Origin of the sequence: Pleomorphomonas sp. NRK KF1, from assembly GCF_023721755.1 — a bacterium.
GTDB lineage: Bacteria > Pseudomonadota > Alphaproteobacteria > Rhizobiales > Pleomorphomonadaceae > Pleomorphomonas.
The window spans coordinates 426,091-452,628 of sequence record NZ_JAMDLH010000003.1 but is presented as its reverse complement, the minus strand read 5'-3'; the positions used below and the strand labels follow the sequence as shown (position 1 = coordinate 452,628).

The following is a 26,538-nucleotide window of genomic DNA, read 5'->3' as shown; positions in this document are numbered from 1 at the left end:
GGAGCCTTCGAGGACAGCCAGAATGACAGCCATATCCGCCTCACCTGCGCCGGGACAGTCTGCGGCCATCCGAGACGCTATGAAAAGGGGTAAGGCCGAGTGAGCGTTCCGACTCGTCCGGTGCTGCTTGGCATCCTCCTGATCACGACTGTTCTTTTTGCCGCGGCGAGCCTCCTCATCGGGGGTGGCTACGCATGGTCCGACGTGCTGACGCTGAAAGGCGACGGCGCCCTCGTGCTCGCCGCCAGCCGTGTGCCGCGCACCGTCGCTCTGCTGCTGTCAGGCGCCGGACTGGCCGTTTCCGGAATCCTGATGCAGATGATCGCCCGCAACCGCTTCGTCGAACCGTCGACGGCCGGCACGGTGGAATCGGCAAGCCTCGGCATCCTTCTGACGCTGCTCCTGATGCCCGGCTCCCCGGTGATCGTGCGCATGCTGGTGGCCGCCCTGGTGGCGCTGGCCGGATCGGCCCTGTTCCTGATGCTGATTTCCCGGTTGCCGCTCGGGTCTGTGCTGATGGTTCCCCTGGTCGGCATCATGCTCGGCGGCATCTTCGACGCGGCGACTAGTTTTCTCGCCTACCGCTTCGACCTGTTGCAATCGCTCGGCGCTTTCGGCAGCGGCGATTTCTCTATCGTGCTGCGCGGCCGCTACGAGTTCCTGTGGATCATCGCCGGTCTGGTGGCCGCCGCTTATGCGACCGCCGCCCGCTTCACCATTCTCGGCATGGGCGAGGCCGTAGCGGTCGGCGTGGGCCTCGATTATCGGCGGCTCGTCATCTTTGGCCTGATCATCGTGTCGGTGGTCACCGCTGCGGTGGTGGTGACAGTCGGCGCCATCCCCTTCGTCGGCCTCATCGTTCCGAACGTCGTCAGCCTGTTCCTGGGCGACGACCTGCGACGCAGCCTGCCGGTGGTGGCAACGGGCGGCGCCGTGTTGGTCCTCGCGTCGGACGTGGTCGGCCGGATCGTCATCGCGCCCTATGAAATCCCGGTGGGGACCATCATGGGAGTCGTCGGCAGCCTCGGCTTCCTGACGTTCATCTTCTGGCGACGCGGCCATGCCGCCTGATCGCCCGCGGTCCGCCCGCTTCGTGATGGTTGTGGTGGCGTCGCTCGCCATTCTGTCGGCGATCGCCTTCATGACGATCGGCGCAAAGGGGCCATGGAGCTTCATACTCGCTCATCGCGGCATGCGCCTCGCGGCCCTCGTCACGGTCGCCTACGCCATCGCCCTGTCGACCGTGCTGTTCCAGACGTTGACGGGCAACCGTATCCTGACACCGGCCGTCATGGGCTTCGACGCATTGTTCCTGCTGCTGCAGACCTCGCTGGTGGCGGCCCTCGGCGGCGCCGGTGCCGGAGCGATCGATCCGCGGCTGCTCTTTTCGGTCGAATGCCTAGCCATGGTCGGTCTATCCGGCCTGCTCTTCCGTCTGCTCTTCCGGGGAGAAGGTCGGAACCTGCCGCTGGTCGTTCTGTCCGGCCTGCTGTTCGGGGCGCTGTTCCGCAGCCTGTCGAGCTTCCTGCAACGCATCATGGACCCCAACGATTTCCTCGTGCTGCAAGGACGGACCTTCGCCTCCTTCAACGTCGTCGATCCGGCGCTGATCGGCGTTGCCGCGCTGCTGGCGGTAGCAGCGACGGTCATCGTGCTTCCCCGACTTGCCGAACTCGACGTACTCGTTCTGGGACGCGACCGGGCAACCGGCCTCGGCGTCGACACGGCGCGCCTGTCGGCCATCGTCTTCGCGGTCGTCGCCGTCCTGGTATCGGCGTCGACGGCGCTGGTCGGACCGACCACGTTCTTCGGCCTGCTGGTCGCCAACCTCGCCTATCTCCTGATCCCTTCGGCCAAGCATGCCGAGGTGCTGCCAGTCGCCATCGGCCTCGCCATCGTCACGCTGGTCGGTGGCCAGATGCTGCTGGAGCGGCTGCTGGGCTTCGGCACCGCGCTGTCCATCGTCATCGACTTCGTCGGTGGCGTCACGTTCCTTCTCATCCTGTTCAGGTCCGGCCGGCGATGATCGAAATCGACAAGATCTGCAAACGCTACGGAGACACGCTGGTCGTCGACACCGTCAGCCTCGCCATTCCGCACGGCGGCGTGGTCGGAATCGTTGGCCCGAACGGCGCCGGCAAGTCGACGCTTCTATCCATCATTAGCCGGCTTATGAAATCCGACTCCGGCAGCGTTCTCGTGGACGGCCTCGATGTGACGAAGACGCCCGGCCGCGAACTGGCCCGCCGACTGTCCGTGATGAGGCAGGAAAATCACGTCGCGGCGCGGCTGACGATCCGCGATCTCGTCGCCTTCGGCCGCTTCCCGCACAATCGAGGGCGCCCCAACCGCGACGACCAGGAGCGGGTGGCGGCGGCGATCGCTTTCGTCGGGCTGGATGCCATGGCCGATCGGTTTCTCGATCAGCTCTCCGGCGGTCAGCGGCAACGGGCCTTCGTCGCCATGGCGCTCGCCCAGGACGCCGACTACGCCTTGTTCGACGAGCCGCTCAACAACCTCGACATTCATCATGCAGTGTCGATGATGCGGCTTTTCCGCCGCATGGGCGACCAGCCGGGCAAGACGGTGATAGTCGTGCTGCACGACCTCAACGTTGCCGCCACCTACGCCGATCGGATCGTCGTCATGCAGGCCGGGCGCGTCGTCGGCGACGGCCCGCCATCGGAGATCATCACCCGCTCGCTTCTCTCAGACGTCTTTTGCGTCGAAGGGGACGTCCTCGATATCGAGGGACGACGCGTGATCAGCGTCGCTCCATAGAGCGCTATTCGACCGGATCGCGACAGATCGCGCTTCAAGCCTTCTTTTTAGGCGTCAGCTTATCGGCTCTCGTTTCACTCCGGCCGGATGATGGACCAGGGTTGTCAGGCCGTTTCGCCGGCCCAGCGGTCATAGACGGCACTGACGTCACCGGAGAAATAGTCGGGGTTGAGGTCGCGGATCGGCGCGAGGCTGATGCGAAGTCCGTCGAGGTGGCGATCCATGGCTGCCGCCGCTGCGGTGGCGTCGCGGCCGGCGATAGCGTCGACAATCTCCTCATGCTCTGCGAGCGCCCGTTCCATGCGATGGGGCTGCGGCAGCGTCAGACGGCGGTAGCGGTCGAGCTGAACCTTGATCTGTACGATCATGGCCCACAACCCCGACAGCCTGCCGGCCTCGGCAATGGCCCTATGCATGAGTTCATCGGAAGCGTGGAAGCCGTCGATATCCCCCGTGGCAAGCGCCTCGCGCTGGCGCTCTATGATCGCTCTGAGACCGGCAATATCGGAGCCTCTGGCGCTCTCGGCAGCCGCCCGCACGGTCACCGCCTCAAGCGCGGCGCGGGCGACGATGATCTCGGGCAGGGTCTCGGCTGGAATCCGGGAAACCATGGTTCCGGACTTGGGTACGATCTCGATCAGCTTCTCATCGGCGAGGCGGAGCAGCGCTTCGCGGACCGGTGTCCGACTGACGCGGGCCTCTGTGGCGATCTCCTTCTCGAAGATGACGTCGCCCGGCCGACGACGCATGGAAACGATGTCGTCCCGCAGCCGGCGGTGAACCAACTGAGCGGCCGTTTCGCCGGCCGCAGCACCGGCGGCCGGAGATCGTCCGCCATCGTTCATGGTCCATGTCGTCATCGGGTTCGCTCCATGGGCTGCCCTTGCTTTTGCAGGCTCGGTCGATTCATCGAGGATGTCTACGGGGACGTGCGGCCAGCCTCCTCATCCCGTCGTAGCGATCCTTTGAAGGCGACGCGCCTCCATCTCGTATTTCAGATATATGAAATTGGTCTGAGTGGGTTAGTGCCAAGCTCGCGGATCAGGGGCGATACGGATGTCGCCCGTGAAAGGCGCATGCGGGCCTCGTCAGCATAAATCGGCCTGTCTTAAGTGGAAACCTGAGGTCGACCTGACCATGCCTTGAGTGCGGGACAGCCCTTCCAGCTTACCCGAGATGCTCGAGCAAACAAAAAATGGATTCATTCATCGCATATACCTTATATATCTTGTATATAAGATTGTATTTATTATCGTTCATTCAATTTGAGGCGAGACAATTACTTCTCACATGCGCCAGATATTCGCAATTCAGTTCGTTATATATTCCGATTTAGACTTTGGTATCGACATCTTTTCGTGCATATAGACATGGAATAATGCGTATTGACTTAAAACGCCGGCGACTAGATGGTCCAGCCAATGAGAGCGGGTAGCCGAAGTGCCCCCGCCGAAATCGAATGGCGAACGATCGGAGGATGACGTGGCCAAGGACATTCGCGTGGCAGCCATCGGTGAATGCATGGTCGAGCTGCAAGAGCGGCCCGACGGCGGCATCACACAGTCCTTCGGCGGCGATACCTTCAATACGGCGGCCTACATGGCCCGGCTGGGCAAGGAACTCGGCAGCTTTGTCGATTACGTCAGCGCCATCGGTGACGATCCGTTCAGCGATGCCATGGCGGAATTCTGGCGCGCCCAAGGCGTCGGCGACCGCCTGGTGCTGCGTCGCCCGGGCCGTCGCCCCGGCCTCTACTTCATCAAGACCGACGCAAATGGCGAGCGCCGCTTCTACTACTGGCGCGGCGAAGCCGCCGTCCGCGAAGCCTTCGAGACCGACGGTTCGGACACCATCCTCACCGCGCTCGCCAGTTACAGCAACATCTATCTTTCCGGCATCAGTCTCGCGGTGCTGAGGCCGCAGAGCCGAGCCCGGCTCATCGCCCGCCTTGGCGAACTCGCCCGCGATGGCGTCGCCATCGACTTCGACTGCAACTACCGTCCTCTCCTCTGGGATAACGTCGAAACGACGCGCGCCACCTATGAGGAGGTCATCGGCTTCGCAAGCCGCGTCCTGGTGACGGTGGAGGAACTCGAAGTCCTCGGCATCGCGCCGACGCCAGAGGCCGGCGCCAGCCATTTCGCGGCCATGCCGCGTCTTGAAGTGGTGATCAAGGACGGCGCCAAGCCCTGCACGCTGATCCATGACGGCAAGATCGAGACCGTGCCCGCCACGGCCGTCGACAAGGTCGTCGACACCACAGCCGCCGGCGACAGTTTCTCGGCTGCCTATCTCCTCGGCCGAAGCCTTGGCCTCGCTCCGGCGGAAGCCGCGCTTCGTGCCCACGCGGTCGCCGGCGCCGTCGTGCAGCACCGGGGCGCCATCATTCCGAAAGACGCCACGCCCGACGTCTTCGCTTCCGAAATCGCCCGGCTTCGCTGATCGCCGCCCGCGCCAACACCATTTTTCACGCTAGAGACGACTAGACATCATGAACATCAAGAAAGCGATCGATAAAGTCCCAGGAGGACTGATGCTGGTGCCGCTGATCCTTGGCGCACTGTGCAAGACCTTCTATCCGGAAGCCGGCAAATACTTCGGCTCCTTCACCAACGGCCTGGTCTCCGGCACGGTGCCGATCCTCGCGGTCTGGTTCTTCTGCATGGGCGCCACCATCGATCTCCGTGCGACGGGCACCGTGCTGCGCAAATCGGGCAACCTCGTCGTCGTCAAGACGCTGGTCGCCTGGGCCGCCACATACGCCGCCGCCCAGTTCCTGCCGATCGAAGGCGTGCAGGCGGGTCTCTTCGCCGGCTTCTCGGCGCTGGCCATCTGCGCGGCGATGGACATGACCAACGGCGGTCTCTATGCGGCGGTCATGCAGCAATACGGCACCAAGGAAGAAGCTGGCGCCTTCGTGCTGATGTCCATCGAGTCCGGTCCGCTGGTGTCCATGTTCATCCTGGGCGCAGCCGGCGTCGCCACCTTCGAGCCGCACCTGTTCGTCGGCGCGGTGCTGCCCTTCCTGATCGGCTTCCTGCTCGGCAACCTCGACAAGGACCTGAAGGAGTTCTTCGGCAAGTGCGTGCATACGCTGATCCCTTTCTTCGGCTTTGCCCTCGGTAACGGCATCGACCTGCACGTCATCGCCCAGACCGGCCTTGGTGGCATCCTGCTCGGCGTCATCGTGATCGTGATCACCGGCATTCCGCTGATGCTGGCCGACAAGCTGATCGGTGGCGGCAACGGCACCGCCGGCCTCGCTGCGTCCTCCACGGCCGGCGCCGCCGTCGCCAACCCGATGATCATCGCGGAGATGGTGCCCGCCTTCAAGCCGGCTGCGGCCACGGCCACCTCGCTGGTCGCCGCCGCCTGCCTGACCACGGCGATCCTGGTGCCGATTTTGACCGGCATCTGGGCCAAGCGCACCAGAGGCGCCACCCCTGCCCCTGCGCCGGTCCAGGAACTGCAAGCGGCAGCGTAACGCAGGAGGGCCGGCGCCGACCGCCGGCTCCACCGCTCCAGGAGAAAGCCGATGTATCTCAGCCATATCGCCACGCTCGACCGCGACGCCGCCAACCTGCCCGAGACCATCCGGCGGGGGCTTCGCTTTCTCGCGGAGACCGACATCAACGCCTTGCCCGCCGGCCGCGTCGACATCGACGGCGACCGCCTCTACGCCCTGATCCAGGACTACGAGACGGCGCCCAAGGCCGAAAAGCGCCCCGAATCCCACGCCCGCTATATCGACATCCAGTACGTGGCGAGCGGACGAGAAGTGATCGGCTATGCGCCGCTCGCCGGCAACAATCCGGTGTCCGAGGACCTTCTCGAAAGTCGCGACGTTCAGTTCTTCTCAACGGTAGCCGACGAGAGCGACCTCATGCTGGGCACCGGTGCCTACGCCGTCTTCCACCCCACCGACATCCACCGCCCCGGTTGCGCTCTGGGCGCACCGGCCAATGTTCGCAAGGTCGTCGTCAAGATCCTGGCTTGATCACCCACTCTCACCTTCGGAGACAACAATGGACATTCGCTATTCGGCCAATCAGAAGGATTTCAAGCGCTACACCACCGAGGAGACGCGCGCCGAGTTCCTGATCGAAAACCTCTACCGTGATGACGAGGTGGTCGCCGTCTACTCCCATGTCGACCGCATGGTGACGCTCGGCTGTAAGCCGGTCAACGAGGCGGTGCCGCTCGACAAGGGCATCGACTGCATGAAGAACTTCGGCACCGCCTATATCCTGGAGCGCCGCGAGATCGGCATCTTCAACATCGGCGGCGCCGGCTCCATCGAAGCCGACGGCGAGACCTTCCACCTCGACTTCCAGGATTGCCTCTATATCACCAAGGGCACCAAGTCCGTCGTCTTCAAGAGCGACGATGCCAAGGCGCCAGCCAAGTTCTACATGGTGTCCGCACCGGCCCACAAAGCCTGCAAGACCACCTTCCTGTCGATGGCCGACGCCAAGAAGAAGCCGCTCGGCGACGAGGCCACCGCCAACAAGCGCGTCATCAATCAGTTCATCCACCCGGACGTGCTGGAGACCTGCCAGCTTTCCATGGGTCTGACCCAGCTCGCGCCGGGCAGCGTCTGGAATACCATGCCCGCCCATACCCACGAGCGCCGCATGGAGATCTACACCTATTTCAACATTCCCGAGGGACAGGCCGTCTTCCACATGATGGGCGAAGGCAACCAAACCCGGCACATCCTGGTGCAGAACGAACAGGCGGTCATTTCGCCGTCCTGGTCGATCCACGCTGGCTGCGGCACCAGCGCCTATACCTTCATCTGGGCGATGGGCGGCGAGAACCAGACCTTCGACGACATGGACCACATTGCCATCGGCGACCTGCGCTAAGCGAGCAAGGACAGACCATAATGACCTACCCGAATGCATTCTCGCTCGAAGGCAAGGTGGCGCTCGTCACCGGCGCCTCCTACGGCATCGGTTTCGCGCTGGCCAGCGCATTGGCCGAGGCCGGCGCCACCATCGCCTTCAACGACATCAACGAGGAGTTCCTTGCCAAGGGGCTTGCCGCTTACAAGGCGGCGGGCATCGACGCCCGAGGCTACATCGCCGACGTCACCGACGAGGCCGCAGTGCAGAAGCTGGTGGCCGACGTCGAAAAGGATCTCGGCACCATCGACATCCTGGTCAACAACGCCGGCATCATCAAGCGCGTCCCGATGCACGAGATGGACGTCAAGGACTTCCGCCAGGTGATCGACATCGACCTGACGGCGCCGTTCATCGTCGCCAAGGCCGTCATCCCCGGCATGATGAAAAAGGGCGGCGGCAAGATCATCAACATCTGTTCGATGATGTCCGAACTCGGCCGCGAGACCGTGTCGGCCTACGCCGCGGCCAAGGGCGGCCTCAAGATGCTGACCCGCAACATCGCCTCCGAGTATGGCGCCTTCAACATCCAGTGCAACGGCATCGGTCCCGGTTACGTCGAGACGCCGCAGACCGCGCCGCTGCGCGTTCCCGGCCATCCCTTCGACTCCTTCATCCGCGCCAAGACACCGGCCGGACGCTGGGGCACCACCGATGACCTCAAGGGACCGGCGGTGTTCCTCGCCTCGTCGGCGTCGGACTTCGTCAACGGCCACATCCTCTATGTCGACGGCGGCATTCTCGCCTACATCGGCAAGCAGCCCTGATCGACTGAGCTCTTGAACAGGACGGCCGCGTTCCACCTGGACGCGGCCGTTGTTTTGGAACCGAGATTTCGCTTTCGTCCTGGGCGAGCGGAGCCTACCGTGCGCCATCATGTACGAAATTCTCGCCAACTTCCTCGCCCGCCCCGCCCCCTTTTCCGTTTCGACCACAGAGCGACTGTGGACCGACCCGCATATCGCGGCGGAAATGCTGCGCTTCCACCTCGACGAGACCAGCGACCTCGCCTCGCGGCGCCCGGGCACTATCGAGGCCTTCGTCGACTGGCTGGATCGGCGCCTTCCCCTCACCGGCCTGTCGGTCACCGATCTCGGATGCGGCCCCGGGCTCTATACGAGACGATATGCCGGATGCGGCGCGTTGGTGACGGGCCTCGACTTCTCGACCAACTCGCTGGCGTATGCCCGCAAGGCAGCGGAAACGGCCGGGCTTTCCATCGATTACCAGAAGGCCGACTACCTCAGGGATGAACTGCCCTCCGGGCAAGACCTCGCCACCATGATCTACGGCGATTTCTGCGCGATGGCGCCGGACAAGCGCGGGCTGATCCTCGACAAGATCAAGGCCATGCTGCGGCCGGGCGGCGTCTTCGTGTTCGACGTCTTCTCGACCGGCATGTTCGACGAGCTGAGCGAGGAAACGATCTTCGCACCACGCCTGATGAACGGATTCTGGTCGGCCGGCGACTACGTCGGCTTCAAGACCACGCACCTCTACCGTGACCAGGCGATCGGTCTCGACCGCTATCTCATCGTAACGCCCGACCGAACCTTCCAAGTCTACAACTGGATGCAGTATTACACGCCCGCCAGTATCACCGAGGAAGTGCTGACTGCCGGCTACTCGGAGGTGGAGATCGTCGATTTCGCGACCGGCGGCCCATGGTCGGGCGGTGCCACGGCCTTCGCGGTGATCGCCCGCCCCTGAGAATTCAGCTGTAGACGCGATGGTAGCGATGGCCGAGCGAGGTCAGCACCTCGTAGCCGATGGTGCCGGCAGCGCGGGCCAGATCGTCGGCGCTCTGGTGCGGACCGATCAGCTCGAGAAGATCGCCCTCGGCAAGCGCGCCGACCGGCAGGGCGCTGATATCCACCGAGAAGCTGTCCATGGAAACGCGGCCGACCGAAGGTAGCCGCGTGTCGCCGTGATAGGCGGCCACGGCGCCGCCGGAGAAGCGACGCCACCAGCCGTCGGCGTATCCCGTCGCCAATGTTGCGAGGCGGATCGTCCTGCTGGCACGGAACGTGTAGCCGTAGCCGACCGAGGTGCCCGCTTCGATTTCCCGAAGTTGGGCGACCCTGATCCTGAGATCGACGACCGGCCTGATCCCCGTGGCCAGCGGGCTCGTCTCGATGCCGTAGAGCGCGGCGCCGGGACGGGTGAGATCGAAGTGATAATCCGGCCCGAGAAAGATGCCGCTCGACGCGGCGAGCGAACCGGCAAGCCCCGGCAGGCGTGAACGGGCGGCCCGGAAGGCGGCGAGTTGCTCGCCGCTCGCCGGCTTGTCCGGCTCGTCGGCGCAGGCAAGGTGGCTCATGACGAGACGGCCACCCGTGGCGGCGAGCAGGCCGGGTTCGTTGGCAAGCGCCTGCTGTTCGGCGACGTCGAGGCCGAGGCGCGACATGCCGGTGTCGACCTGGATGACCGACGGCCGGGCGCCGCGGTTGGCTTCCGCCCAGGCGCGACATTGGGGAAGCGAGTTCAGAACCGGCAGAATGCCGTCGCCATAGGCGGCAGCGGTGCCCGGCAGCAGGCCGTTGAGGACATAGATGGTCGCATCCGTCGGCAGCAGCGGGCGGAGTACCCCGGCCTCCGACAGCGTGACCACGAAGAAGTCGCGACAGCCGGCATCGTAGAGAGGTCCGACCAGCGGCACGGCGCCGAGGCCGTAAGCGTCCGCCTTGACCACGGCGGCCGAACGGGCCGGCGCCGCGCGGGCGGCAAGGCTGCGCCAGTTGGCGACGATGGCTTCGACGCCGATCGTCAGAATGCCGCCGGCCGAGGCCGCGCCTGAAACGCCTTCAGAAGCCGACACTCTTTCCTCCGCAGCCGATGAACCGTTGACAATCGGCTTAGTCCCCCTTCTTGCCTGCCGCAAGCCGCACCGGCGAAGAACCGGCATTGGCAAGGTAAACAAAACCTTGAGATGATTGCGGAAAAGCCACGAACCGATTGAACCGGCCTTTATCGCAAACCTGCTAGCTTGGTCGCATCTGGAGATGAGTGTCTCGATGCGTGCCAATTTCAAGGTCATGATCCTGCTCGCCGTCGTCTGCGGCGGTGGTGCCGTCTGGGCGGGCGGTCGCTGGCTCGACAATGCGTCAGCCGCCCGTCTCAGGGAGATCGAGGCGGCGCGACCGTCGGTGACGTTCGGAACTCTCGTGGTGGCCGCCGAACCGCTGCGCTTCGGCGCACCGCTCTCCCGCCAGGCGGTGCGCGAGATTCCATGGCCGGATGGCAACCTGCCGCCCGGTGCCTTCGCAACGAAGGACGATCTCTTCAAGGACGGCGACCGCACCGTGCTCTATCCGCTGGAGCAGGGCGAGCCGCTGTTCGCCTCCAAGCTGACCGGCCCCGGCGAACGCGCCGCCGTTTCCCGACTGATCTCCGATGGCAACCGCGCCGTGACGCTTCGCGTCAACGACGTGGCCGGCGTCGGCGGCCTGGTCCTGCCGGGCGACCGGGTCGATGTCGTGCTGACCACCGGCGAGGTCGCCGAGGTCATTCTCCAGGATGTGCGCATTCTGTCGATCGATCAGATGGCCGACGAGAAAAGCACCGAGCCGATGGTCGCGCACACCGCCACCGTGGAGGTTTCGCCGGAAGCCGCGCAGAAGCTGGTGCTGGCCCAAAGCGTCGGCAGCCTGTCGCTGGTGCTGAGGCGCGCCGGCGAGGTGAGGGCCGAAGCGTTCCGTCCGATCAGCGTCGCCGACCTCACCACCGCCCGCAAGACCGAAAACGCCAAGGCGGAGATACCGCCCACTCCACCGGTGACCGACGCCACGGTGTGGGTGCGCCGGGCGACCGAGCTCACCCAGTACTCAGTGCCCGTGAGGGATGGCGGTCCGAGCCGCCTCGTGACGCCACCCGGTGAGCCGGTTGGGCCTGTTGAAGCGCCCTCTCCTCCCTCCGCATCGATCGCCGCCGGAGAACCTCAATGATCCTCTCGACGCGCGTCGGCTTCTACGTCGCCGCTCTCCTCGCTCTCGTACTGGTCGCCACCCTGCCCGCCGATGCCGCCTCGCCCATCCGCATGACGGCGGCGACGTCGGGCCAGTCGTTTTCGATCGCCAAGGGCGTGCCGCAGATGATCGTCACGACCACCGCCTTCTCTGAAATCGTGGTTGGCGATCCGGCGCTGGCCGATGCCTGGCCGCTCACCGACAAGTCGTTCATGGTGCTGGGATCCAAAGGCGGCGTTACCGGCATCGTGCTGTTCGACAAGGAACGCAACGTGGTCGGCGCCGCCGATTTCGAAATCGCCCTGCACACCGATCGGTTGCAAGCCGCGCTGGAGCGAAAGCTGCCCGACGCCAAGGTCGACGTATCCTCGGCCAATGGCTCGATCGTTCTGTCGGGCGTGGCGGCCGATCAGAAAACCATCGACGAGGCCGGTGCCATCGCCAAGGAGTTCGGTGGCGACAAGGTCGTCAACGCCGTCGACATCGGCGGCGGCAAACAGGTCCAGCTCAAGGTTCGATTCCTGGAAGCCACGCGATCGGCCAGCCGCGAACTGGGCCTGGGTTGGGCAGTCCAGAGCGATGGGTTCGCCATCGGTGTCGGCTCTTCGACGCTCGCCTCCGGTTCCACACCATTCGGCGAGATCGTCAGTCAGGTTCTGTCGGGCGGCCTCTCCGTCGACATGGTGGTGCAGGCTCTGGAAGCGCGCGGCCTTGCCCGATCGCTCGCCGAGCCCAACCTCGTGGCACTGTCCGGTCAGACATCGAGTTTCCTCGCCGGCGGCGAATTTCCGGTGCCGGTAGCCAGTGACAACAACTCGGTTTCCGTCGAATTCAAGAAGTTCGGCGTCGGCCTCGACTTCACCCCTACGGTAGCGCCGAATGGCCTCATCCATCTCAACATCAAGCCGGAAGTGAGCGAGATCGACTACTCGGCGGCGGTCACCATCAACAGCATCACCATTCCAGGACTCAAGGTGCGCCGCTCGGACTCGACGCTGGAGCTGCGCGACGGCCAGAGCTTCGTGATCGCCGGCCTGCTCACCAACTCGCGCTCGGTGTCGAACAATCGCGTGCCCTGGCTCGGCTCGGTGCCCGTGCTCGGCAACCTGTTCCGCTCCACCGCCTACAAGCGTTCGGAAACCGACCTCGTGATCATCGTGACGCCTCACATCGTCGATCCACTCGGAGCCGGCACCGCCATCGCCACACCTTTCGATCGAGCCCTGCCGGGCAGCGATCTCGACGCGTTCGCGCGCGGCAACGCCGAAGTTCCGCCCGACCCGACCGCCTATCTCGCCGCCAATGGCGCATCGACCGGCGGCTACATCCTGGACCTGGTACGGTGACGCCTATGGCCGAATCCTCGATCAACTTCGGCACCGTCGTCGTCGTAACAGCCGACAAGGATTTCGCCGTCCTGGTAGCAGACGCCCTCCGGACATCGGGCGCCAATGTCGGCGATCTCAAGGTGCGGGCACCCGACAAGCTGTCCGATGAACTCGCCGATCCGGCCTGCGGTCTGGTCGTCCCCGATCTCGATGCCTTTCCCGACGGGCCGGTGGCCGGCCTGTCCGAACTCTATCGACAAGCCGGCCCGTCGGTTCGCTTCCTCCCGATCACCGGCGTGTTCGACGCCGAGGTTGCGCGCGGTTTCCTCAGGCTGAGGCTCCAGGACTTCCTGGTGAAACCGGTGGTGCTGGCCGACCTTGCCCACACGCTCACCCGGCTTGGTCGCGACGACGCCGACCCTTATCCGGACTCCCGAATCTACACCTTTCTGCCTGCGGCCGGCGGGGTCGGCAACACGACCCTGGCTCTGCAAGCGGCTGCGCTGCTTCATCAGGCGGCGGCGCGCCGCCACCAGACGACGTGCGTCGTCGATCTCAACCTCCAGAACGGTTCCTGCGCCGAATATTTCGATCTCGAACCGCACTTCGACATCGCCGAGATCGAAAACCAGCCGGATCGGCTCGACCGCAAGCTGCTCGACGTCATGCTGAGCCGCCACAAGTCGGGCCTTGCGATCGTGTCGGCACCACCCTGCCCCTGGGAAATGCGCAGCTACCGGCCGGACCTCGTGGCACGCTTGCTCGACCTCGTCGCCGGACACTTCGACAACGTGGTGATCGATCTGCCCCGCACCTGGTTCCCCTGGACCGATTCGGTGCTTCAAGGGTCGGATCACGTCTTTCTCACCACGGAAATGACGGTGCCGGCGCTGCGACAGGCACAACGGCTCGCGCAGGCAGTCCGGGAGCGGATCCACAAAGAGGCCCGCTTCGGCGTCATCGTCAACCGCGTCGATGCCAAGGGCAGCCCAAGCGTATCGCTCTCCGAAATCAAGAACCTGTTCGGCGAGGACTTCGCCGGCTCGGTCGCCAACGACTACAAGGCCGTGAGAGAGGCGCTCGATCAAGGGCGGGCACTCGGAGAGGTGGCGCCCAACTCCCGGGTGATCTCCGATCTCAGAGCGATCATCGCCGATCCGACGGAAACCGCCATCGCCTCCTGGACGGCACCGCTCCGCGCCCTTCTCGCCCGCCTGAAGCGCTCGGAGACTGCCGCAGCGAACAAGGGGAGGCGTCATGCGTAGCCGCTTCCAGACCCTGCAATCGGGCGAGGCATCGCCGGCCATGCCTGCGGAACGGCCGACGGCATCCATGATCCAGGTGGCGCCGTTGCGCGAGATGCAGCCTTTGCCATTGCCCAAGCCGATCAATGACAAGCTGATCGCCGCCAAGGACAAGCTGCACAAGCGCCTGATCGAGGACCTCAATCTCTCCCAGCTTGAAAAGCTGTCGCCCGACGCCGTGATGCGAGAGCTCTATGGCCAAGTGAGCGCCTTCGCTGCCGAGGAGCGACTTGCGCTCAACGAGCAGGAGTTCGGCGAGTTCGTCACCGCCGTCTACGATGAAATGATGGGGCTCGGACCGCTGGAAGCGATCATGCGCGACCCCACGATCAACGACATCCTGATCAACGGCCACCAGAATTGCTTCGTCGAGCGCTTCGGCAAGCTTGAGCCGATCAACATCCCGTTCAAGGACGAGGCGCATCTCCTGCGCATCATCAACAAGATCGTGGCCGCCGTCGGCCGTCGCATCGACGAAAGCCATCCGACCTGTGACGCCCGAATGCTCGACGGCTCGCGCTTCAACGCGGCGATCCGGCCGATCGCCGTCGACGGACCACTGGTTTCGATCCGCAAGTTCGCCAAGAAAAAGCTGTCGCTCGACCGACTGATCGACGTCGGCGCCCTTGCCAAGCCGATGGGCGAACTGATGGCCGCCGCCGTCAATGCCCGCGTCACCACGCTGATCTCGGGCGGCACCGGCACCGGCAAGACGACCATGCTCAACGCCCTTTCGGCTTTCATCTCGCCGGACGAACGCCTGATCACCATTGAGGACGCGGCCGAGCTGCAGCTGCAGCAGCCGCATGTCGCCCGCATGGAAACGCGACCGGCCAATACGGAGGGTCATGGCGAGATCCGACAGCGCGATCTCGTCAAGAACGCGCTGCGCATGCGGCCCGACCGCGTCATCCTCGGCGAATGTCGCGGCGAGGAAGCCTTCGACATGCTGCAGGCCATGAACACCGGTCACGAAGGATCGATGGCCACCATCCATGCCAACACGCCGCGCGACGCCATCTCCCGCCTCGAACAGATGCTGGGCATGACCGGCATGCCGATGACCGTCGCCTCCATCCGTTCGCAGATCGCCTCGGCCATCCACCTGATCCTGCAGTTGACCCGCCTTTCCGACGGCAAACGTCGCGTCACCTCCATTTCGGAGATCACCGGCATGGAGGGCGACATCATCCAGATGCAGGAGATCTTCCGCTTCAATCGCCTGCGAACGGAGGTGGATGGAACCGTTGTTGGCGAGTTTCGTGCCACCGGCATTCGGCCTCGCTTCCTCGACGATCTCGTCGCCAAGGGAATTACCGTGCCGAGCGCCTATTTCGACCCCACCAAACCGCTCGCGTGAGGCCGGCATGAACGAGATGCACCTCTTCTACGCGTTCGCCGGCTTCGCCGCCGCCTTTCTGGCGGAGGCGGTGTATCTCCTGACCGTGAATGCCAGTGCCGACCGCCGCCATGTCAATCGCCGACTCCGCGTGACGGCACCCGACGCCAACAGGCAGGAAATCATGATCCTGCTCAGGCGTGAGCGCGGCCTGACCGCCTCCGGCGGCATGCCGAGCCACCTCGCCTGGCTCGGCCGGCTGATCGTTCAGTGCGGCATCACCATCGGCCTCACCAAGCTGATGCTGGTGTTTGCCGCCACCGGCCTCATCATCGCGGGCCTCGTTTTCAACTTTACCGACCACGACCTCGTGAAAACCTCCATAGCGCTGCCGCTCGGCGGCTTCGTCCTGCCCGTCATGGCGCTCCGCATGCGGCGAACCCAACGACAGGAGAAGTTCGCCGTGCAGTTCCCCGAGGCGATCGAGTTGATCGTCCGTTCTCTCAAAGCCGGTCATCCCGTACCGGTGGCGATGTCGATGGTGGCGCGCGAAATGGCCGACCCCATTGGCACCGAGTTCGGAATGATGGCCGACGAGGTGACCTACGGCGCCGATCTCGTGACGGCGCTCGCCAACATGCAAGCCCGGGTCGGCCAGGAAGACCTTCCGCTCTTCGTGACTGCCGTGTCGATCCAGTCGTCGACAGGCGGCAACCTGCGCGAGATCCTGCAAAACCTCACCGACGTGATCCGGCAGCGCATCAAGATGCGGCGGAAGATTCGGTCGATCTCGGCCGAGGGTCGGATTTCCGCCGTCTTCCTCACCGCCATGCCGGTCCTGCTGTTCGTGGCTCTCAACTTCATGTCGCCCGACTATTACGGCTCGGTGTGGGGAAAGCCGATGACCACCTGGGGACTCGTCGGCGCCGCTGCCTGGCTCGGCGTCGGCAACCTGATGATGAAGAAGATGATCAGCTTCCGCTTCTGAGGTTACAATGCCTGACGTCGTCCTCACCGCGCTCGATATCGCCAAGGCCCGACCGGAACTCGTGGCACTCATCGCCTTTGTGGCCATGCTGGCGAGCATCGCCGCGACGATTGCGAGTTCGCTGGCGCGTCGCAGTCGCGTGAGACGCCGGCTCAAGGTCGATCTGCCTGCGTCGAAACGAGAAACGGCGGGAGAGGAGCCAGTCGACGATCCTCTGTCGGCCCTGGGACTCGGACCCGAAGGAAACCGTCTGCCGCCGACGCTGGAACGGTTTATCTCCCAGGCGAACAGCATCGTCAGCAGCGGCGACGCCGGCAAGATGAAGCTGGCCCGGCAGAGGATGATCCGCGCCGGCCTGTTTTCGCCGCATGCCGTCGCCGTGTTCTTTCTTGCCCGTCTCGCAGGAGCCATCCTGGCGCCGCTCGTCGCTCTGTCGGCTCTGAAGGTCATCGGCTTCGAGCCCGAGTTCACGAAACTGCTTCTCATCCTGATGGTGTCCGCTATCGTCGGCTATCTTGCCCCAAGCTTTTACGTCGACCGGCGCACCAAGACCGTTTTGCGGCAGAACCGCATTGCCTTTCCCGATTTCATGGATCTGATGGGTGTCTGCGCCAATGCCGGGCTTTCCATGGAAGCCAGTCTGGAGCGCGTGACGCAGGAGCTGGCGCCGATGTATCCGGCGCTCGGTGTCAATCTCCAGGTGCTTTGCCTTGAGGTGCGGGCCGGGCGCTCGATGGAGCTGGCGCTGCAAACTCTGGCCGACCGCGTCGGCGTACCTGAGGTCCGCGCCTTTGCAACGCTGCTGCAGCAGTCGCGTGAACTCGGATCGAGCCTTTCCGACGCGCTGCGCGTCTTCTCCGAGGACATGCGCCACCAACGCCTCGCCGCGGCCGAGGAAAAGGCCTATGCCCTGCCGGCCAAGCTGTCGGTGCCGGTCACGGCCTGCATCCTGCCGGTGGTTCTGTTCATCGCCATCTGGCCGGTGGTGGTGAAGTTCAACAGCTGATCAGGCCGCGGCGACGTCATCAAGGAATGCGCGCACCCGCTGGCGCAGTTCGGCGGTCTTCTCCGTCACGTCCGCCGAGGTCGAGAAAACCGAGCCGGCGGCGGCACGCGATTTCTCCGCAGCGGCCGACACACCGCCCACGCTGTGAGTCAGATCGGCGGCACCCGAGGATACCGCCCCGATGTTGGCGGCGATCGTGCCGGTGACGACGCCCTGCTCTTCGATGGCCGCCGAAATGGCGGTGGTATAGGAGCGCACCTCGTTCATCACGACGCCGATCGAGCGGATCGCCTCGACGGTGTCGCCGGTCGAAGACTGGATGCTCTCGACCTTCTCGGAAATGGTGCTGGTCGCCTGGGCCGTCTGCGCGGCCAGCGATTTCACTTCGCTGGCAACCACGGCAAAACCCTTGCCTGCCTCGCCGGCACGCGCGGCTTCGATCGTGGCATTGAGGGCCAGGAGGTTGGTCTGCGCGGCGATGCTGTCGATGAGGGTGACCACCTCGCCGATGGCGACGGCGAGTTCGGCCAGTTCTCCCACCCGCTTGTTCGCGCCATCGACCATCTCGGCCGCCCGCAAGGTCACTTCAGAGGTCCTGGAGATCTGCTCGGAAATCTCGGAAATCGCACCGCGCAACTCGTCGGAAGCGGAGGCGACCGCCGAGGCGCTGGTCGCCGATTGCTCCGCACCTTGCGCCGCCATGCCCGCCAACCGCTCGGTTTCCTCACCGGCGGTGGAAAGGTCTCCGGCCAGGCGATCGAGACCGTTCATCTCGTCGATCACAGCGTCGAGCCGACGACCGACATCGCCGCCAAAGCTGGAAATCAGCCGTTCGACGGCCTCGCGGCGGCGCTGTCGGTCGCGCTCGGCCCGCTCCTGTTCGGCGCGAAGGGCATCCCGCTCCTCGGCACTGCGGCGGAACACATCGACGACGCGCGCCATCTCCCCCACCTCATCGGTCCGCTCCAAACCCGCGACCTCCACCGTCCGCCCTTCGGCGATGCCCGCCATGGAAGCGCGCAGGGCTCGCATCGGGCGAGTGATGGTTCGGGTAAGCAGAGTGGCGACGATGACCAACAGAGTGGCGATCACCAAGGTGGAGATCGCAGCCCAGATGGCTGATGAGCGGTTTTCGGCGGCGATATCATCGACATAGACGCCCGTTCCGATTGCCCAGCCCCAGGCGGGGAACGGCAGCACATAGCTGGTTTTCGGCACCGGCTGCTCGGCGCCCGGCCTCGGCCACAGGTAGCTGTAGTAGCCGCCGCCGTTCCTGGCGAGCCGAGCCATGTCCTTGAAGAGCGGCGCGCCTGCGGGATCGGTTGAGGCGGAAAGATCCTTGCCGTCGAGCTCGGGCTTGATCGGATGCATGACCATGTGGGCATCGAAGTCGATGACGAAGAAGTATTCCTCACCGTCGTAGCGCAAGGACGAAAGCGCCGAGAGCGCTTGCTCTTTCGCTGTCGCCTCGTCGAGGGCGCCGTTCTTTGCCAAGTTCGCGAAGTGCCCGACCGACGACACCGCCGTATCCGTCAGGGAGCGCAGCGTCTCGGTACGATGGGTCCGATTGGATGCCGTGAGTTGGTAGGTCGACAACCCAGCGACGCCGGCCACCGCCAAGACAGCCAGTAGTATGAGGGAGTGGAATCGGCCGGCGATGCTGTTGAGCCTGATCATTCTTATACCACCCCTTGACACAGGACGCTCCTGTCGGATGATTGATCATGCGTGTGAACAGCTTGTTAATAGAATAGAGCCGTCACCGCCCGCCCAAGTATTTATTTCTGGCGGACCTCTCAATAAAATTGAACAGGAATTCTTGACGCAGATTTATGGTGCACTCGCTACCATCAGGCACTCCACCAAGGTATGCACCATGGACCGACTTTTCTTCCTGCCTGCGTTCGCTCTTTTGCTAGCCCTGCCACTCAGTGCATGCAGTACAGCCTTCGAGGATGGGCTTATCGACGATGGCCCCGAGTATTCGCAGTTCGCAAGCCAACAGGCGACTTTGCGAAACCGCGCCAAGGCTGCTTTTCGACAGAGTGATTTCGCCGGCGCCGAACGCACGTTCCGAGCAGCCCTCGCCAAGGATCCGCTCGATCCGGAAGCGTGGCTCGGCTTCGCCGCCGCTTCCGATCGCCTCGGGCGGTTCGAGGTCGCCGACAAGGCCTACGCGCAAGTGATCGCCATCGCCGGCCGGCGCGGCGAAGTGGTGAACAACATGGGCTGGTCACAGTGGCACCGAGGCAACCACGCGGCAGCCAAGCTTCTGTTCGCAGAAGCGCTGACGCTTGCCCCGGGCAATCCGGTGATCGTCGCCAATGCTTCGGCCAAGAGCAGCGAGAGCTGACTAGAGCCCGTCCGGCGAACTCTGGTTCGCCAACAGGCTCTAGCTCTTTGTTTTTGAAGCAACTCCGGACGCAAAACCGGTTCCCACTTTTGCTGGGGTGGCTCTAGAGGCGAATCGGTCCCTTGAAGATGAAAAATGCACCGAGACCGATGAATGCGAAGCCGACGATATGGTTGAGCGTGACCGGCTGCTTCAGGTAGACGGCCGAGAAGACCATGAAGATGGCAAGCGTGATCACCTCCTGCATGGTTTTGAGCTCGGCCGCCGAATAGACGCGGAAGCCGTAGCGGTTTGCCGGGACCGCAAGGCAATACTCGACGAGGGCGATCGTCCAGGAAATCAGGATGACGGCCCAAAGCGGCTTGTTCGGGTACTTGAGGTGGCCGTACCAGGCGAAGGTCATGAACAGATTGGAGGCGACGAGCAGAACGACAGGGAGCAATGCCGGCGGGATGAAGGACATCAGGGCAGTTCCGGTGGGAATAATTCCGGAGTCTTGATTCCAGAATTTGGGCGGCATGACGGCAGCCTTGATTTCGACATTCCGGCGGCGCATCGACCCGCCGTCCAATGTCTGGGGCCGAGCAATGCGATTGCGTTTTGTCGTTTCACTCCTCGCCTTGCTTGCCTCTCCAGCCATTGCCGGAGACATCGAGCCACGCCTGACGCTTCCGGCTGGCAATCATGCCGTGGCACTCACTTTCGACGCCTGTTCGGGCGCCGTTGACGAGCGCATCCTGGACGAGCTGATCGCCGACCGGGTCCCCGCCACCATCTTCGTCACGCATCGATGGCTGAAGCGAAACGCGTCGGCCACGGCGCGGCTTCTGGCGCATGCCGATCTGTTCGAAATCGAAAACCATGGTGAAAACCACGTGCCGGCCATCACCGATCGACCGACCGTCTTCGGCCTGCCGACGGCGGGATCGCTTTCGGCCGTCTCGCAGGAGGTGACGGGAGGCGCGGCGGCCGTGACAGCCGCCTTCGGACGGAGTCCCATCTGGTATCGTGACGCCTCGGCCCGCTACAGTCGCGACGCGGTAAAATTGATCGGCCAACTCGGTTACCGCATCGCCGGCTACTCGCTAAACGCCGATGTCGGCGCCTCGCTGCCGGCGGCCGCCGTGAGTAAGCGCATTCGAATGGCGAAGCCGGGTGACGTCGTCATCGCCCACATCAATCATCCGGAGCGGCCGGCCGGTGCCGGTGTCGTCGAGGGCATCAAGGCCCTTCTGGCGAGAGGGGTGCGTTTCGAACGACTCGACCTCGCCTTCCGTCCGCCGACTGGCTGAAGCCCTCCAACTCGATCAGAGCGAGCCGAAGTCCCCCTTGGCGGACGGATCGGCGGTACCGGCGGGACCGATCCCGGCAGCCGGCCCGCTCTTCGGCGCCGCGAACGTGCCGCAGGCGACCGTGAGCCCGGCGCCATCGGCAAGATCGAGATCGACGCTGCGGCTCGGCGTCACATCGAGCAGGGACCAGGCCGGGGAACCATCCCCCGGACCGAGGCCGACCAGGCAGGCGGGTGGGGCGGCGGGCACGACGGAGGGGGCCTCGACGGCGCCGGCGGGGGACAGGAGCCCCAGAGCCATGGCGATGATCAGTGGCAGGAAAGCGGTTTTTCCGGGGATGCGCACCATATCGTCTCTCCAGAAGGACTGGCCGGCCGATCGAACGGTGTAGCGAAACGAACCGTCATCAGTCCCTTAACGCGGAGTAGGCAAAAGAGTTTCACGGCGCGAGAGCCAAAGCGGCATCAGGATGCCGCCTTCTCGCCCGGCTTGGCCTGCCAGATATTCTGGCGATTGCGAATCTCGCGGGGCGCCGGCCCGAAGTAGGTCGGCGTCTTTACGAAATCGCGCGGCGCCAGCACCACCGATTGGATGCGCTGATAGAGCGATTTGGCCGAAATCGGCTTGCACAGCAACTCATGGATGCCGAGTCGGCGCGCCTCGATGATCCGGCTGCGCTCGGTGTGTCCGGTGACCATGATGATGGGAATATAGGCGAAGGGATTGGACGGTACGCGGATCATCCGCACCATGTCGGCGCCATCGAGGATAGGCATCACCCAGTCGAGGATCAGGATATCCGGATTGGCGCGATCCATCGCCTCCAGGCCGGAAGCGCCGTCTTCGGCTTCCACGATGCGGCGCGCGCCGAAGCCTTGCAGCATCGTCCTGAGGATCGTGCGCATGTAGGCGCTATCTTCCACGACCAGGAAGGTCAGGGATGACAGATCAAGCTGCACCGGCATACTCCTTCGCCTACCTCCCTATCAGCCAAAGGTGAAAAAGCGGTTAGGCGTTGCCGCCGTAGCGGCGGTGGGCCGAGGGCATCGACCAAAGGCCAACAGGACCGGCAACTTCGCCTCGGCCGACCCTTTCCTGGCTCGGCGATGACGAAACCGCTTGAGACTTCACCGATGCCGTGCTTTAGTTTCAGACAGATGCGTCGGGTTTCTGGACCCGTTCAAAAAACTGTGACCACGCAAGGACATCGGGAAGCTCCCACCGTCTTTTCGCCGACCCTTTGATCAAGACAGCGTATGATTTGATCGTGATCAAAGGCGTCTCGCGGCAACATGCGTAGGTTATCGTAGGTGGAAAGACGACGGACCGTCGGCCATGGCAGGGCGATCCGTTTACGGAAAGACGCTCAGTCCGCCGGGCGTCGGAGGGATTGGATCGATCATGAACTATGATGCCGTGTTCGAGAGTGCCGTCCAGGCGCTGCAGGACGAGAAGCGCTATCGCGTGTTCGCGGAACTGGAGCGGATGGCCGGACGGTTCCCCACCGCTCTCTGGCATCAGGGCGGCGGCACGCGCGAGATCACCGTGTGGTGTTCCAACGACTATCTCGGCATGGGCCAACATCCCAAGGTGATCGGCGCCATGACGGCCGCAGCCGAGGCGATGGGCGCCGGTGCCGGCGGCACTCGCAATATTTCCGGGACCAACCATCCCCTGGTCCAGCTCGAGAACGAGCTCGCCGACCTGCACGGCAAGGAGGCCGCCCTGGTCTTCACGTCGGGCTATGTGTCGAACGAGGCTGCGATCTCGACCATCGCCAAGCTCCTGCCCAACTGCCTGATCCTATCCGATGCTCTCAATCACGCATCGATGATCCACGGCGTGCGGTCGTCCGGCGTCTCCAAGCAGATCTGGCGACACAACGATCTCGACCATCTCGAGGAGCTGCTGATCGCTGCCGGCCCGGATCGCGCCAAGCTGATCGTCTTCGAAAGCGTCTATTCGATGGATGGCGATATCGCCCCGATCGAGAAGATCGCCGACCTTGCCGACAAGTACAACGCCTTCACCTACATCGATGAAGTGCATGCCGTGGGCATGTATGGCGATCGTGGCGCCGGCATCTGCGAGCGTGAAGGCGTCATGGACCGCATCGACGTCATCGAGGGAACGCTCGCCAAGGGCTTTGGCGTGATGGGCGGCTATATCACCGGCAAGAAATCGCTGGTGGACGCCGTCCGCTCCTACGCCCCCGGCTTCATCTTCACGACGGCCCTGCCGCCCGGCCTCTGCGCCGCCGCCACCGCGTCGATCCGGCACCTCAAGGAAAGCCGCAGCGAGCGCGAGGCACATCAGCGTCAGGCCGCCCGTACCAAGGCAGTGCTGAGGGCCGCCGGCCTGCCGGTCATGCCGTCGGTGACGCATATCGTGCCGGTGCTGGTCGCCAACGCCGATCTTTGCAAGAAGGCGACCGACATCCTGCTCGACAAGCACGGCATCTATATCCAGCCGATCAACTACCCGACGGTGCCGCGCGGCACCGAGCGCCTCCGGATCACTCCGACGCCGTTCCACAACGACGCCGTGATCGACCACCTGCGCGATGCGCTGGTCGACGTGTGGGAAACCCTCAACCTGCCGTTCTCCGAGCCGAGCGTGCCGGAGGCCGAGACCGTCGTGCGCCAGCAGATCTTCAGCGCCGCTGGCGGCTGACAGCGAACGCCCCCAGAAAACACCGAACGGGATCGACGGCGTCGGTCCCGTTTTTCTTTTGCCGATATGTCTGCGAGTTGGGCGGTCAACCCTTGCGACGCTGCTCGCCTTCGGGCACGCGGCCGCGGGCCCCTTCCGGCTCGCGTTCGGGTGCGTCTTCGATGTCGTCGTCCTCGAGAATGCGCCAGGCCGCGCCCTCGAGGTCCTCATATTGCCCCGTCTTCAGTGACCACATGAAGCCGGCAAGGCCGAGGAGGCCGAGGGCCAAAGCCGCCGGCACAAGAAAGACGAGAACGCTCATGCCCGCCCCCCGGTCGTTTCTTCGAGGGCGGCGGCCACCGCCGCTGGTGGCCGCACGGCCGGAGGCATGGCGACACGACGCAGGCGCAACGCGTTGAGCGTCACGATCAGCGAGGAGCCCGACATCGCAACGGCAGCGATCAGTGGCGTGACGTAGCCCAGAACGGCGATCGGCACGGCGATCAGGTTGTAGACGACCGCCGTCCAGAGATTCTGCTTCATCAGCTTGTAGGCGGCGCGCGAGACGTCCAGCGCAGTGACCACCGGCTTCAGGCGCTCACCCAGGAAGACGGCATCGGAGGCCGCCTGAGCAAGGTGAGCGGCAGAGACTGGCGACAAGGACACGTGAGCGGCGGCCAGAGAAGGCGCATCGTTGAGGCCGTCACCGACCATCAAGACGCGTCTCCCCTCGGCCTTCAGCGCGTCGAGCCGGGCAATCTTGCCGGCCGGATCGACCTCGGCCTCCCAGTCGGAAATGCCGAGCCTTGCCGTGACGACCGACACGGCCGCCTCGCGATCGCCCGACAGGATCACCAGACGGCAGCCCCTCGCGCGGAGCGCGGCCGCAACCTCGACGGCGTCCGGCTTGAGGCGCTGGGCGAAGGCGAACACCGCTTTGCGTTCGCCATCGGAAAAGGCGATCAGGGACGCGTCGGGATGAGCCGAACGGACTGGATCTGCCAGCTCGTCGTCGATTGAACAGAAGGAAAGCGAACCGAGCCGCAAGGTCCGTCCGGCCAGATCGGCTGTCACGCCCTCCCCCGTCACCTCGCTGGCGCCTTCGAAGGTGCCGCTGGCGCCGGAAGCGCGAGCCAGGGCCTCGGCAAGCGGATGGCGGCTGGAGCGGGCAAGGCGGCCGGCGAGTTCGAGAAGATCATCGGATACGACGGATCGATTGGCCAGCATCGGCTCGGGACTGGTCAGGGTTCCCGTCTTGTCGAAAACGACAGTGTCGACGCGCGCGAAGCGTTCGATGGCATCGCCGGCGTTGAGCAGGATGCCATTACGGAAAAACCGACCCGCGGCGGTCACCTGCACGGCCGGCACAGCAAGTGCCAAGGCGCATGGGCAGGTAATGATCAGAACGGCAATGGCATTGACCAACGCGGTATGCCAACCCGAGCCGACAGCCAGCCAGCCGATGGCCGTTAACAACGCCGATAGGTGGACCACCGGTGCATAGGCGCGCGCGGCGCGGTCGGCCAGACGGAGCGCACCGGACTTTGCCGATTGCGCCTCGCCGATCAGCCGCTCGATTTCGGCCATCAGCGTGCCCTCGACGGCGGCGGTGACCACCACGGTCAGGAGACCGGCGCCGTTCAGGGTACCGGCGTGGACGACGTCGCCGGGCGCGACCGGCACGGGGAGCGTCTCGCCCGTGACCAGGCTGCGATCGACGTCGGACTGGCCGGAGAGAATCTCGCCATCGACCGGAACCCGCTCGCCCGGCCGTACCAGCACGATGTCGCCGGGATGCACGGCACTGAGCGGCACGCGCACAAGCTCGCCGTCGGCACCGCGTTTCAGCGCCGAGTCGGCACGAAGGGTCGCCAGCGTTTCCGCCTCGATCGCCGTGCGGCGGCGCATGTTCTCGTCGAGGAAGCGGCCGAGCAGCAGGAAGAACAGCAGCATCAGCGCGCTGTCGAAATAGGCTTCAAGGGCGTGGTTCAACGTGTTGAAAATCGAAAGACCCATGGCAAGGCAAACGCCGAGCGTGATGGGCACGTCCATGTTGAGCGATCGGCGGCGAATGGCGGCAAAGGCACTTCGAATGAACGGCCTCGCGGCGTAGCCCACCGTCGGAATGGCGATGAGCGCGCTCATGAAATGGAAGAAGTCGCGCGTCTCGGGCGTGATGTCGGTGACGTTGCCGGACCAGACAGACACCGACATCAGCATGACGTTCATGGCGCCGAAGCCGGCGACACCCATGCACTTCAGAAGCTCCCGTGCCTCGGACGAGCGGCTGTCGCGCCGAATCGCGGGGTCGAACGGCTGCGCCGGGTAACCGATCGCCGCCATCCGGTCCAGCACGCCGTCCGGCGTCAGCTTGTCGGGCGAGAAGACGACCGAGGTACGTCGGTTTGCGACATTGACCCGGGCACTGACCACGCCCGGCAGGCGACGAAGACCTCGCTCGATGTCGGTCAGGCAGGCGGCGCAGGTTATGCCGTCGACGGCAAGCTCGATGCGGCGGGCGCCGTCACGATCGGCGACGGTGTAGGCGTCCCAGTCGTGCCCTATCGACCGCCCTTCGGGGTCGCGCTCCAGATTTCCGGCATCCACCGCTATGTTCACGGCG

Annotated in this window: 26 protein-coding genes; 18 read left to right on the top strand and 8 right to left on the bottom strand. The window is 64.4% G+C overall.

From position 1 onward, the window contains the following. Positions 1-99: 99 nt before the first annotated feature. The 3 genes from M4J39_RS11455 to M4J39_RS11445 are packed head-to-tail and all read left to right on the top strand — an operon-like array spanning position 100 to position 2,781. Positions 100-1,071: an iron chelate uptake ABC transporter family permease subunit gene (locus tag M4J39_RS11455; protein WP_251727971.1), complete on the top strand. Its 972-nt coding sequence runs from the start codon at positions 100-102 to the stop codon at positions 1,069-1,071. Continuing rightward, the gene (locus tag M4J39_RS11450) at positions 1,061-2,026 is read left to right on the top strand and encodes an iron chelate uptake ABC transporter family permease subunit (protein ID WP_251727970.1); all 966 of its coding nucleotides are present in this window, start codon (positions 1,061-1,063) and stop codon (positions 2,024-2,026) included. The genes M4J39_RS11455 and M4J39_RS11450 overlap by 11 nt, the downstream gene beginning before the upstream one ends. Further along, positions 2,023-2,781 carry an ABC transporter ATP-binding protein gene (locus tag M4J39_RS11445; RefSeq protein WP_251727968.1) on the top strand — a complete coding sequence of 253 codons (759 nt, stop codon included), beginning with the start codon at positions 2,023-2,025 and terminating at the stop codon, positions 2,779-2,781. The genes M4J39_RS11450 and M4J39_RS11445 overlap by 4 nt, the downstream gene beginning before the upstream one ends. A 104-nt stretch (positions 2,782-2,885) precedes the next feature. Here the strand turns inward: M4J39_RS11445 and M4J39_RS11440 are convergent, their stop codons facing one another. Beyond that, the gene (locus M4J39_RS11440; protein ID WP_251727967.1) at positions 2,886-3,641 is read right to left on the bottom strand and encodes a GntR family transcriptional regulator; all 756 of its coding nucleotides are present in this window, start codon (positions 3,639-3,641) and stop codon (positions 2,886-2,888) included. 622 nt (positions 3,642-4,263) lie between these two features. Here M4J39_RS11440 and M4J39_RS11435 point away from each other — a divergent pair. From M4J39_RS11435 to M4J39_RS11410, 6 genes are all read left to right on the top strand, one after another. Beyond that, on the top strand, positions 4,264-5,223 hold the full coding sequence (locus M4J39_RS11435; protein WP_251727965.1) for a PfkB family carbohydrate kinase: 960 nt from the start codon (positions 4,264-4,266) through the stop codon (positions 5,221-5,223). A 49-nt stretch (positions 5,224-5,272) separates the two neighbouring features. Continuing rightward, the gene (kdgT, locus tag M4J39_RS11430) at positions 5,273-6,265 is read left to right on the top strand and encodes a 2-keto-3-deoxygluconate transporter (RefSeq protein WP_251727964.1); all 993 of its coding nucleotides are present in this window, start codon (positions 5,273-5,275) and stop codon (positions 6,263-6,265) included. Between the two features lie 51 nt (positions 6,266-6,316). Then, entirely contained in the window at positions 6,317-6,778 is a 462-nt protein-coding gene (locus M4J39_RS11425) for a YhcH/YjgK/YiaL family protein (protein WP_251727962.1), read from the top strand. A gap of 28 nt (positions 6,779-6,806) precedes the next feature. Beyond that, entirely contained in the window at positions 6,807-7,649 is an 843-nt protein-coding gene (gene kduI / locus M4J39_RS11420; RefSeq protein ID WP_251727961.1) for a 5-dehydro-4-deoxy-D-glucuronate isomerase, read from the top strand. Positions 7,650-7,669: 20 nt separating this feature from the next. Then, complete coding sequence (locus tag M4J39_RS11415; protein ID WP_251727960.1) at positions 7,670-8,455, top strand: gluconate 5-dehydrogenase; 786 nt, start codon at positions 7,670-7,672, stop codon at positions 8,453-8,455. Positions 8,456-8,564: 109 nt separating this feature from the next. Then, positions 8,565-9,398 carry a class I SAM-dependent methyltransferase gene (locus M4J39_RS11410; RefSeq protein WP_251727959.1) on the top strand — a complete coding sequence of 278 codons (834 nt, stop codon included), beginning with the start codon at positions 8,565-8,567 and terminating at the stop codon, positions 9,396-9,398. A 4-nt stretch (positions 9,399-9,402) separates the two neighbouring features. Here M4J39_RS11410 and alr read toward each other — a convergent pair whose 3' ends face one another. Beyond that, positions 9,403-10,506, bottom strand: coding sequence for an alanine racemase (gene alr / locus M4J39_RS11405; RefSeq protein ID WP_251727957.1), 1,104 nt, complete (start codon positions 10,504-10,506; stop codon positions 9,403-9,405). Positions 10,507-10,702: 196 nt separating this feature from the next. Here alr and cpaB point away from each other — a divergent pair, with 196 nt between their 5' ends. Genes cpaB through M4J39_RS11375 form a run of 6 tightly spaced genes read left to right on the top strand, consistent with a single transcriptional unit; the run spans position 10,703 to position 17,618 of the window. Continuing rightward, positions 10,703-11,632 (top strand): Flp pilus assembly protein CpaB, encoded by a 930-nt coding sequence (gene cpaB, locus M4J39_RS11400; protein ID WP_251727956.1) that lies wholly within the window; start codon positions 10,703-10,705, stop codon positions 11,630-11,632. Continuing rightward, positions 11,629-12,999 (top strand): type II and III secretion system protein family protein, encoded by a 1,371-nt coding sequence (locus M4J39_RS11395; protein ID WP_251727955.1) that lies wholly within the window; start codon positions 11,629-11,631, stop codon positions 12,997-12,999. Before cpaB ends, M4J39_RS11395 begins: the two co-directional genes overlap by 4 nt. 5 nt (positions 13,000-13,004) lie before the next feature. Next, complete coding sequence (locus M4J39_RS11390) at positions 13,005-14,246, top strand: response regulator receiver protein (RefSeq protein WP_251727954.1); 1,242 nt, start codon at positions 13,005-13,007, stop codon at positions 14,244-14,246. After that, the gene (locus M4J39_RS11385; protein ID WP_251727953.1) at positions 14,239-15,645 is read left to right on the top strand and encodes a CpaF family protein; all 1,407 of its coding nucleotides are present in this window, start codon (positions 14,239-14,241) and stop codon (positions 15,643-15,645) included. Before M4J39_RS11390 ends, M4J39_RS11385 begins: the two co-directional genes overlap by 8 nt. Before the next feature lie 7 nt (positions 15,646-15,652). Continuing rightward, on the top strand, positions 15,653-16,612 hold the full coding sequence (locus M4J39_RS11380) for a type II secretion system F family protein (protein ID WP_251727952.1): 960 nt from the start codon (positions 15,653-15,655) through the stop codon (positions 16,610-16,612). A gap of 7 nt (positions 16,613-16,619) precedes the next feature. After that, positions 16,620-17,618: a type II secretion system F family protein gene (locus M4J39_RS11375; protein WP_251727951.1), complete on the top strand. Its 999-nt coding sequence runs from the start codon at positions 16,620-16,622 to the stop codon at positions 17,616-17,618. Here the strand turns inward: M4J39_RS11375 and M4J39_RS11370 are convergent, their stop codons facing one another. Further along, positions 17,619-19,295 carry a cache domain-containing protein gene (locus M4J39_RS11370; RefSeq protein ID WP_251727950.1) on the bottom strand — a complete coding sequence of 559 codons (1,677 nt, stop codon included), beginning with the start codon at positions 19,293-19,295 and terminating at the stop codon, positions 17,619-17,621. Between the two features lie 37 nt (positions 19,296-19,332). Between M4J39_RS11370 and M4J39_RS11365 the strand changes: the two genes are divergently transcribed. Further along, complete coding sequence (locus M4J39_RS11365; RefSeq protein WP_251727949.1) at positions 19,333-19,971, top strand: tetratricopeptide repeat protein; 639 nt, start codon at positions 19,333-19,335, stop codon at positions 19,969-19,971. Positions 19,972-20,074: 103 nt separating this feature from the next. Here the strand turns inward: M4J39_RS11365 and M4J39_RS11360 are convergent, their stop codons facing one another. Further along, entirely contained in the window at positions 20,075-20,434 is a 360-nt protein-coding gene (locus tag M4J39_RS11360) for a DMT family protein (protein ID WP_251727948.1), read from the bottom strand. Positions 20,435-20,558: 124 nt separating this feature from the next. Here M4J39_RS11360 and M4J39_RS11355 point away from each other — a divergent pair, with 124 nt between their 5' ends. Continuing rightward, positions 20,559-21,263 (top strand): polysaccharide deacetylase family protein, encoded by a 705-nt coding sequence (locus M4J39_RS11355; protein WP_251727947.1) that lies wholly within the window; start codon positions 20,559-20,561, stop codon positions 21,261-21,263. Between the two features lie 15 nt (positions 21,264-21,278). On the opposite strand, the gene M4J39_RS11350 is transcribed toward M4J39_RS11355, so the two are convergent. Together M4J39_RS11350 and M4J39_RS11345 are read right to left on the bottom strand one after the other, a co-directional pair. Further along, complete coding sequence (locus tag M4J39_RS11350) at positions 21,279-21,611, bottom strand: hypothetical protein (protein WP_251727946.1); 333 nt, start codon at positions 21,609-21,611, stop codon at positions 21,279-21,281. Between the two features lie 116 nt (positions 21,612-21,727). Continuing rightward, positions 21,728-22,228 carry a response regulator gene (locus M4J39_RS11345; RefSeq protein WP_026790096.1) on the bottom strand — a complete coding sequence of 167 codons (501 nt, stop codon included), beginning with the start codon at positions 22,226-22,228 and terminating at the stop codon, positions 21,728-21,730. A 436-nt stretch (positions 22,229-22,664) separates the two neighbouring features. On the opposite strand from M4J39_RS11345, the gene hemA reads away from it, so the two are divergent. After that, entirely contained in the window at positions 22,665-23,936 is a 1,272-nt protein-coding gene (gene hemA, locus M4J39_RS11340; protein WP_251727945.1) for a 5-aminolevulinate synthase, read from the top strand. 85 nt (positions 23,937-24,021) lie between these two features. Here hemA and ccoS read toward each other — a convergent pair whose 3' ends face one another. Then, on the bottom strand, positions 24,022-24,237 hold the full coding sequence (ccoS, locus tag M4J39_RS11335; RefSeq protein WP_251727944.1) for a cbb3-type cytochrome oxidase assembly protein CcoS: 216 nt from the start codon (positions 24,235-24,237) through the stop codon (positions 24,022-24,024). Continuing rightward, positions 24,234-26,534: a copper-translocating P-type ATPase gene (locus M4J39_RS11330; RefSeq protein ID WP_251727943.1), complete on the bottom strand. Its 2,301-nt coding sequence runs from the start codon at positions 26,532-26,534 to the stop codon at positions 24,234-24,236. The genes ccoS and M4J39_RS11330 overlap by 4 nt, the downstream gene beginning before the upstream one ends. Positions 26,535-26,538: the final 4 nt, after the last annotated feature.

Coding starts and splice junctions, on each gene's coding strand:
- M4J39_RS11450 (WP_251727970.1), top strand. CDS start 1,061: ATGCCGCCTGATCGCCCGCGGTCCGCCCGCTTCGTGATGGTTGTGGTG.
- M4J39_RS11445 (WP_251727968.1), top strand. CDS start 2,023: ATGATCGAAATCGACAAGATCTGCAAACGCTACGGAGACACGCTGGTC.
- M4J39_RS11440 (WP_251727967.1), bottom strand. CDS start 3,641: ATGACGACATGGACCATGAACGATGGCGGACGATCTCCGGCCGCCGGT.
- kdgT (WP_251727964.1), top strand. CDS start 5,273: ATGAACATCAAGAAAGCGATCGATAAAGTCCCAGGAGGACTGATGCTG.
- M4J39_RS11425 (WP_251727962.1), top strand. CDS start 6,317: ATGTATCTCAGCCATATCGCCACGCTCGACCGCGACGCCGCCAACCTG.
- kduI (WP_251727961.1), top strand. CDS start 6,807: ATGGACATTCGCTATTCGGCCAATCAGAAGGATTTCAAGCGCTACACC.
- M4J39_RS11415 (WP_251727960.1), top strand. CDS start 7,670: ATGACCTACCCGAATGCATTCTCGCTCGAAGGCAAGGTGGCGCTCGTC.
- M4J39_RS11410 (WP_251727959.1), top strand. CDS start 8,565: ATGTACGAAATTCTCGCCAACTTCCTCGCCCGCCCCGCCCCCTTTTCC.
- cpaB (WP_251727956.1), top strand. CDS start 10,703: ATGCGTGCCAATTTCAAGGTCATGATCCTGCTCGCCGTCGTCTGCGGC.
- M4J39_RS11395 (WP_251727955.1), top strand. CDS start 11,629: ATGATCCTCTCGACGCGCGTCGGCTTCTACGTCGCCGCTCTCCTCGCT.
- M4J39_RS11390 (WP_251727954.1), top strand. CDS start 13,005: ATGGCCGAATCCTCGATCAACTTCGGCACCGTCGTCGTCGTAACAGCC.
- M4J39_RS11385 (WP_251727953.1), top strand. CDS start 14,239: ATGCGTAGCCGCTTCCAGACCCTGCAATCGGGCGAGGCATCGCCGGCC.
- M4J39_RS11380 (WP_251727952.1), top strand. CDS start 15,653: ATGAACGAGATGCACCTCTTCTACGCGTTCGCCGGCTTCGCCGCCGCC.
- M4J39_RS11375 (WP_251727951.1), top strand. CDS start 16,620: ATGCCTGACGTCGTCCTCACCGCGCTCGATATCGCCAAGGCCCGACCG.
- M4J39_RS11370 (WP_251727950.1), bottom strand. CDS start 19,295: ATGATCAGGCTCAACAGCATCGCCGGCCGATTCCACTCCCTCATACTA.
- M4J39_RS11365 (WP_251727949.1), top strand. CDS start 19,333: ATGATTGATCATGCGTGTGAACAGCTTGTTAATAGAATAGAGCCGTCA.
- M4J39_RS11360 (WP_251727948.1), bottom strand. CDS start 20,434: ATGTCCTTCATCCCGCCGGCATTGCTCCCTGTCGTTCTGCTCGTCGCC.
- M4J39_RS11355 (WP_251727947.1), top strand. CDS start 20,559: ATGCGATTGCGTTTTGTCGTTTCACTCCTCGCCTTGCTTGCCTCTCCA.
- M4J39_RS11350 (WP_251727946.1), bottom strand. CDS start 21,611: ATGGTGCGCATCCCCGGAAAAACCGCTTTCCTGCCACTGATCATCGCC.
- M4J39_RS11345 (WP_026790096.1), bottom strand. CDS start 22,228: ATGCCGGTGCAGCTTGATCTGTCATCCCTGACCTTCCTGGTCGTGGAA.
- hemA (WP_251727945.1), top strand. CDS start 22,665: ATGAACTATGATGCCGTGTTCGAGAGTGCCGTCCAGGCGCTGCAGGAC.
- ccoS (WP_251727944.1), bottom strand. CDS start 24,237: ATGAGCGTTCTCGTCTTTCTTGTGCCGGCGGCTTTGGCCCTCGGCCTC.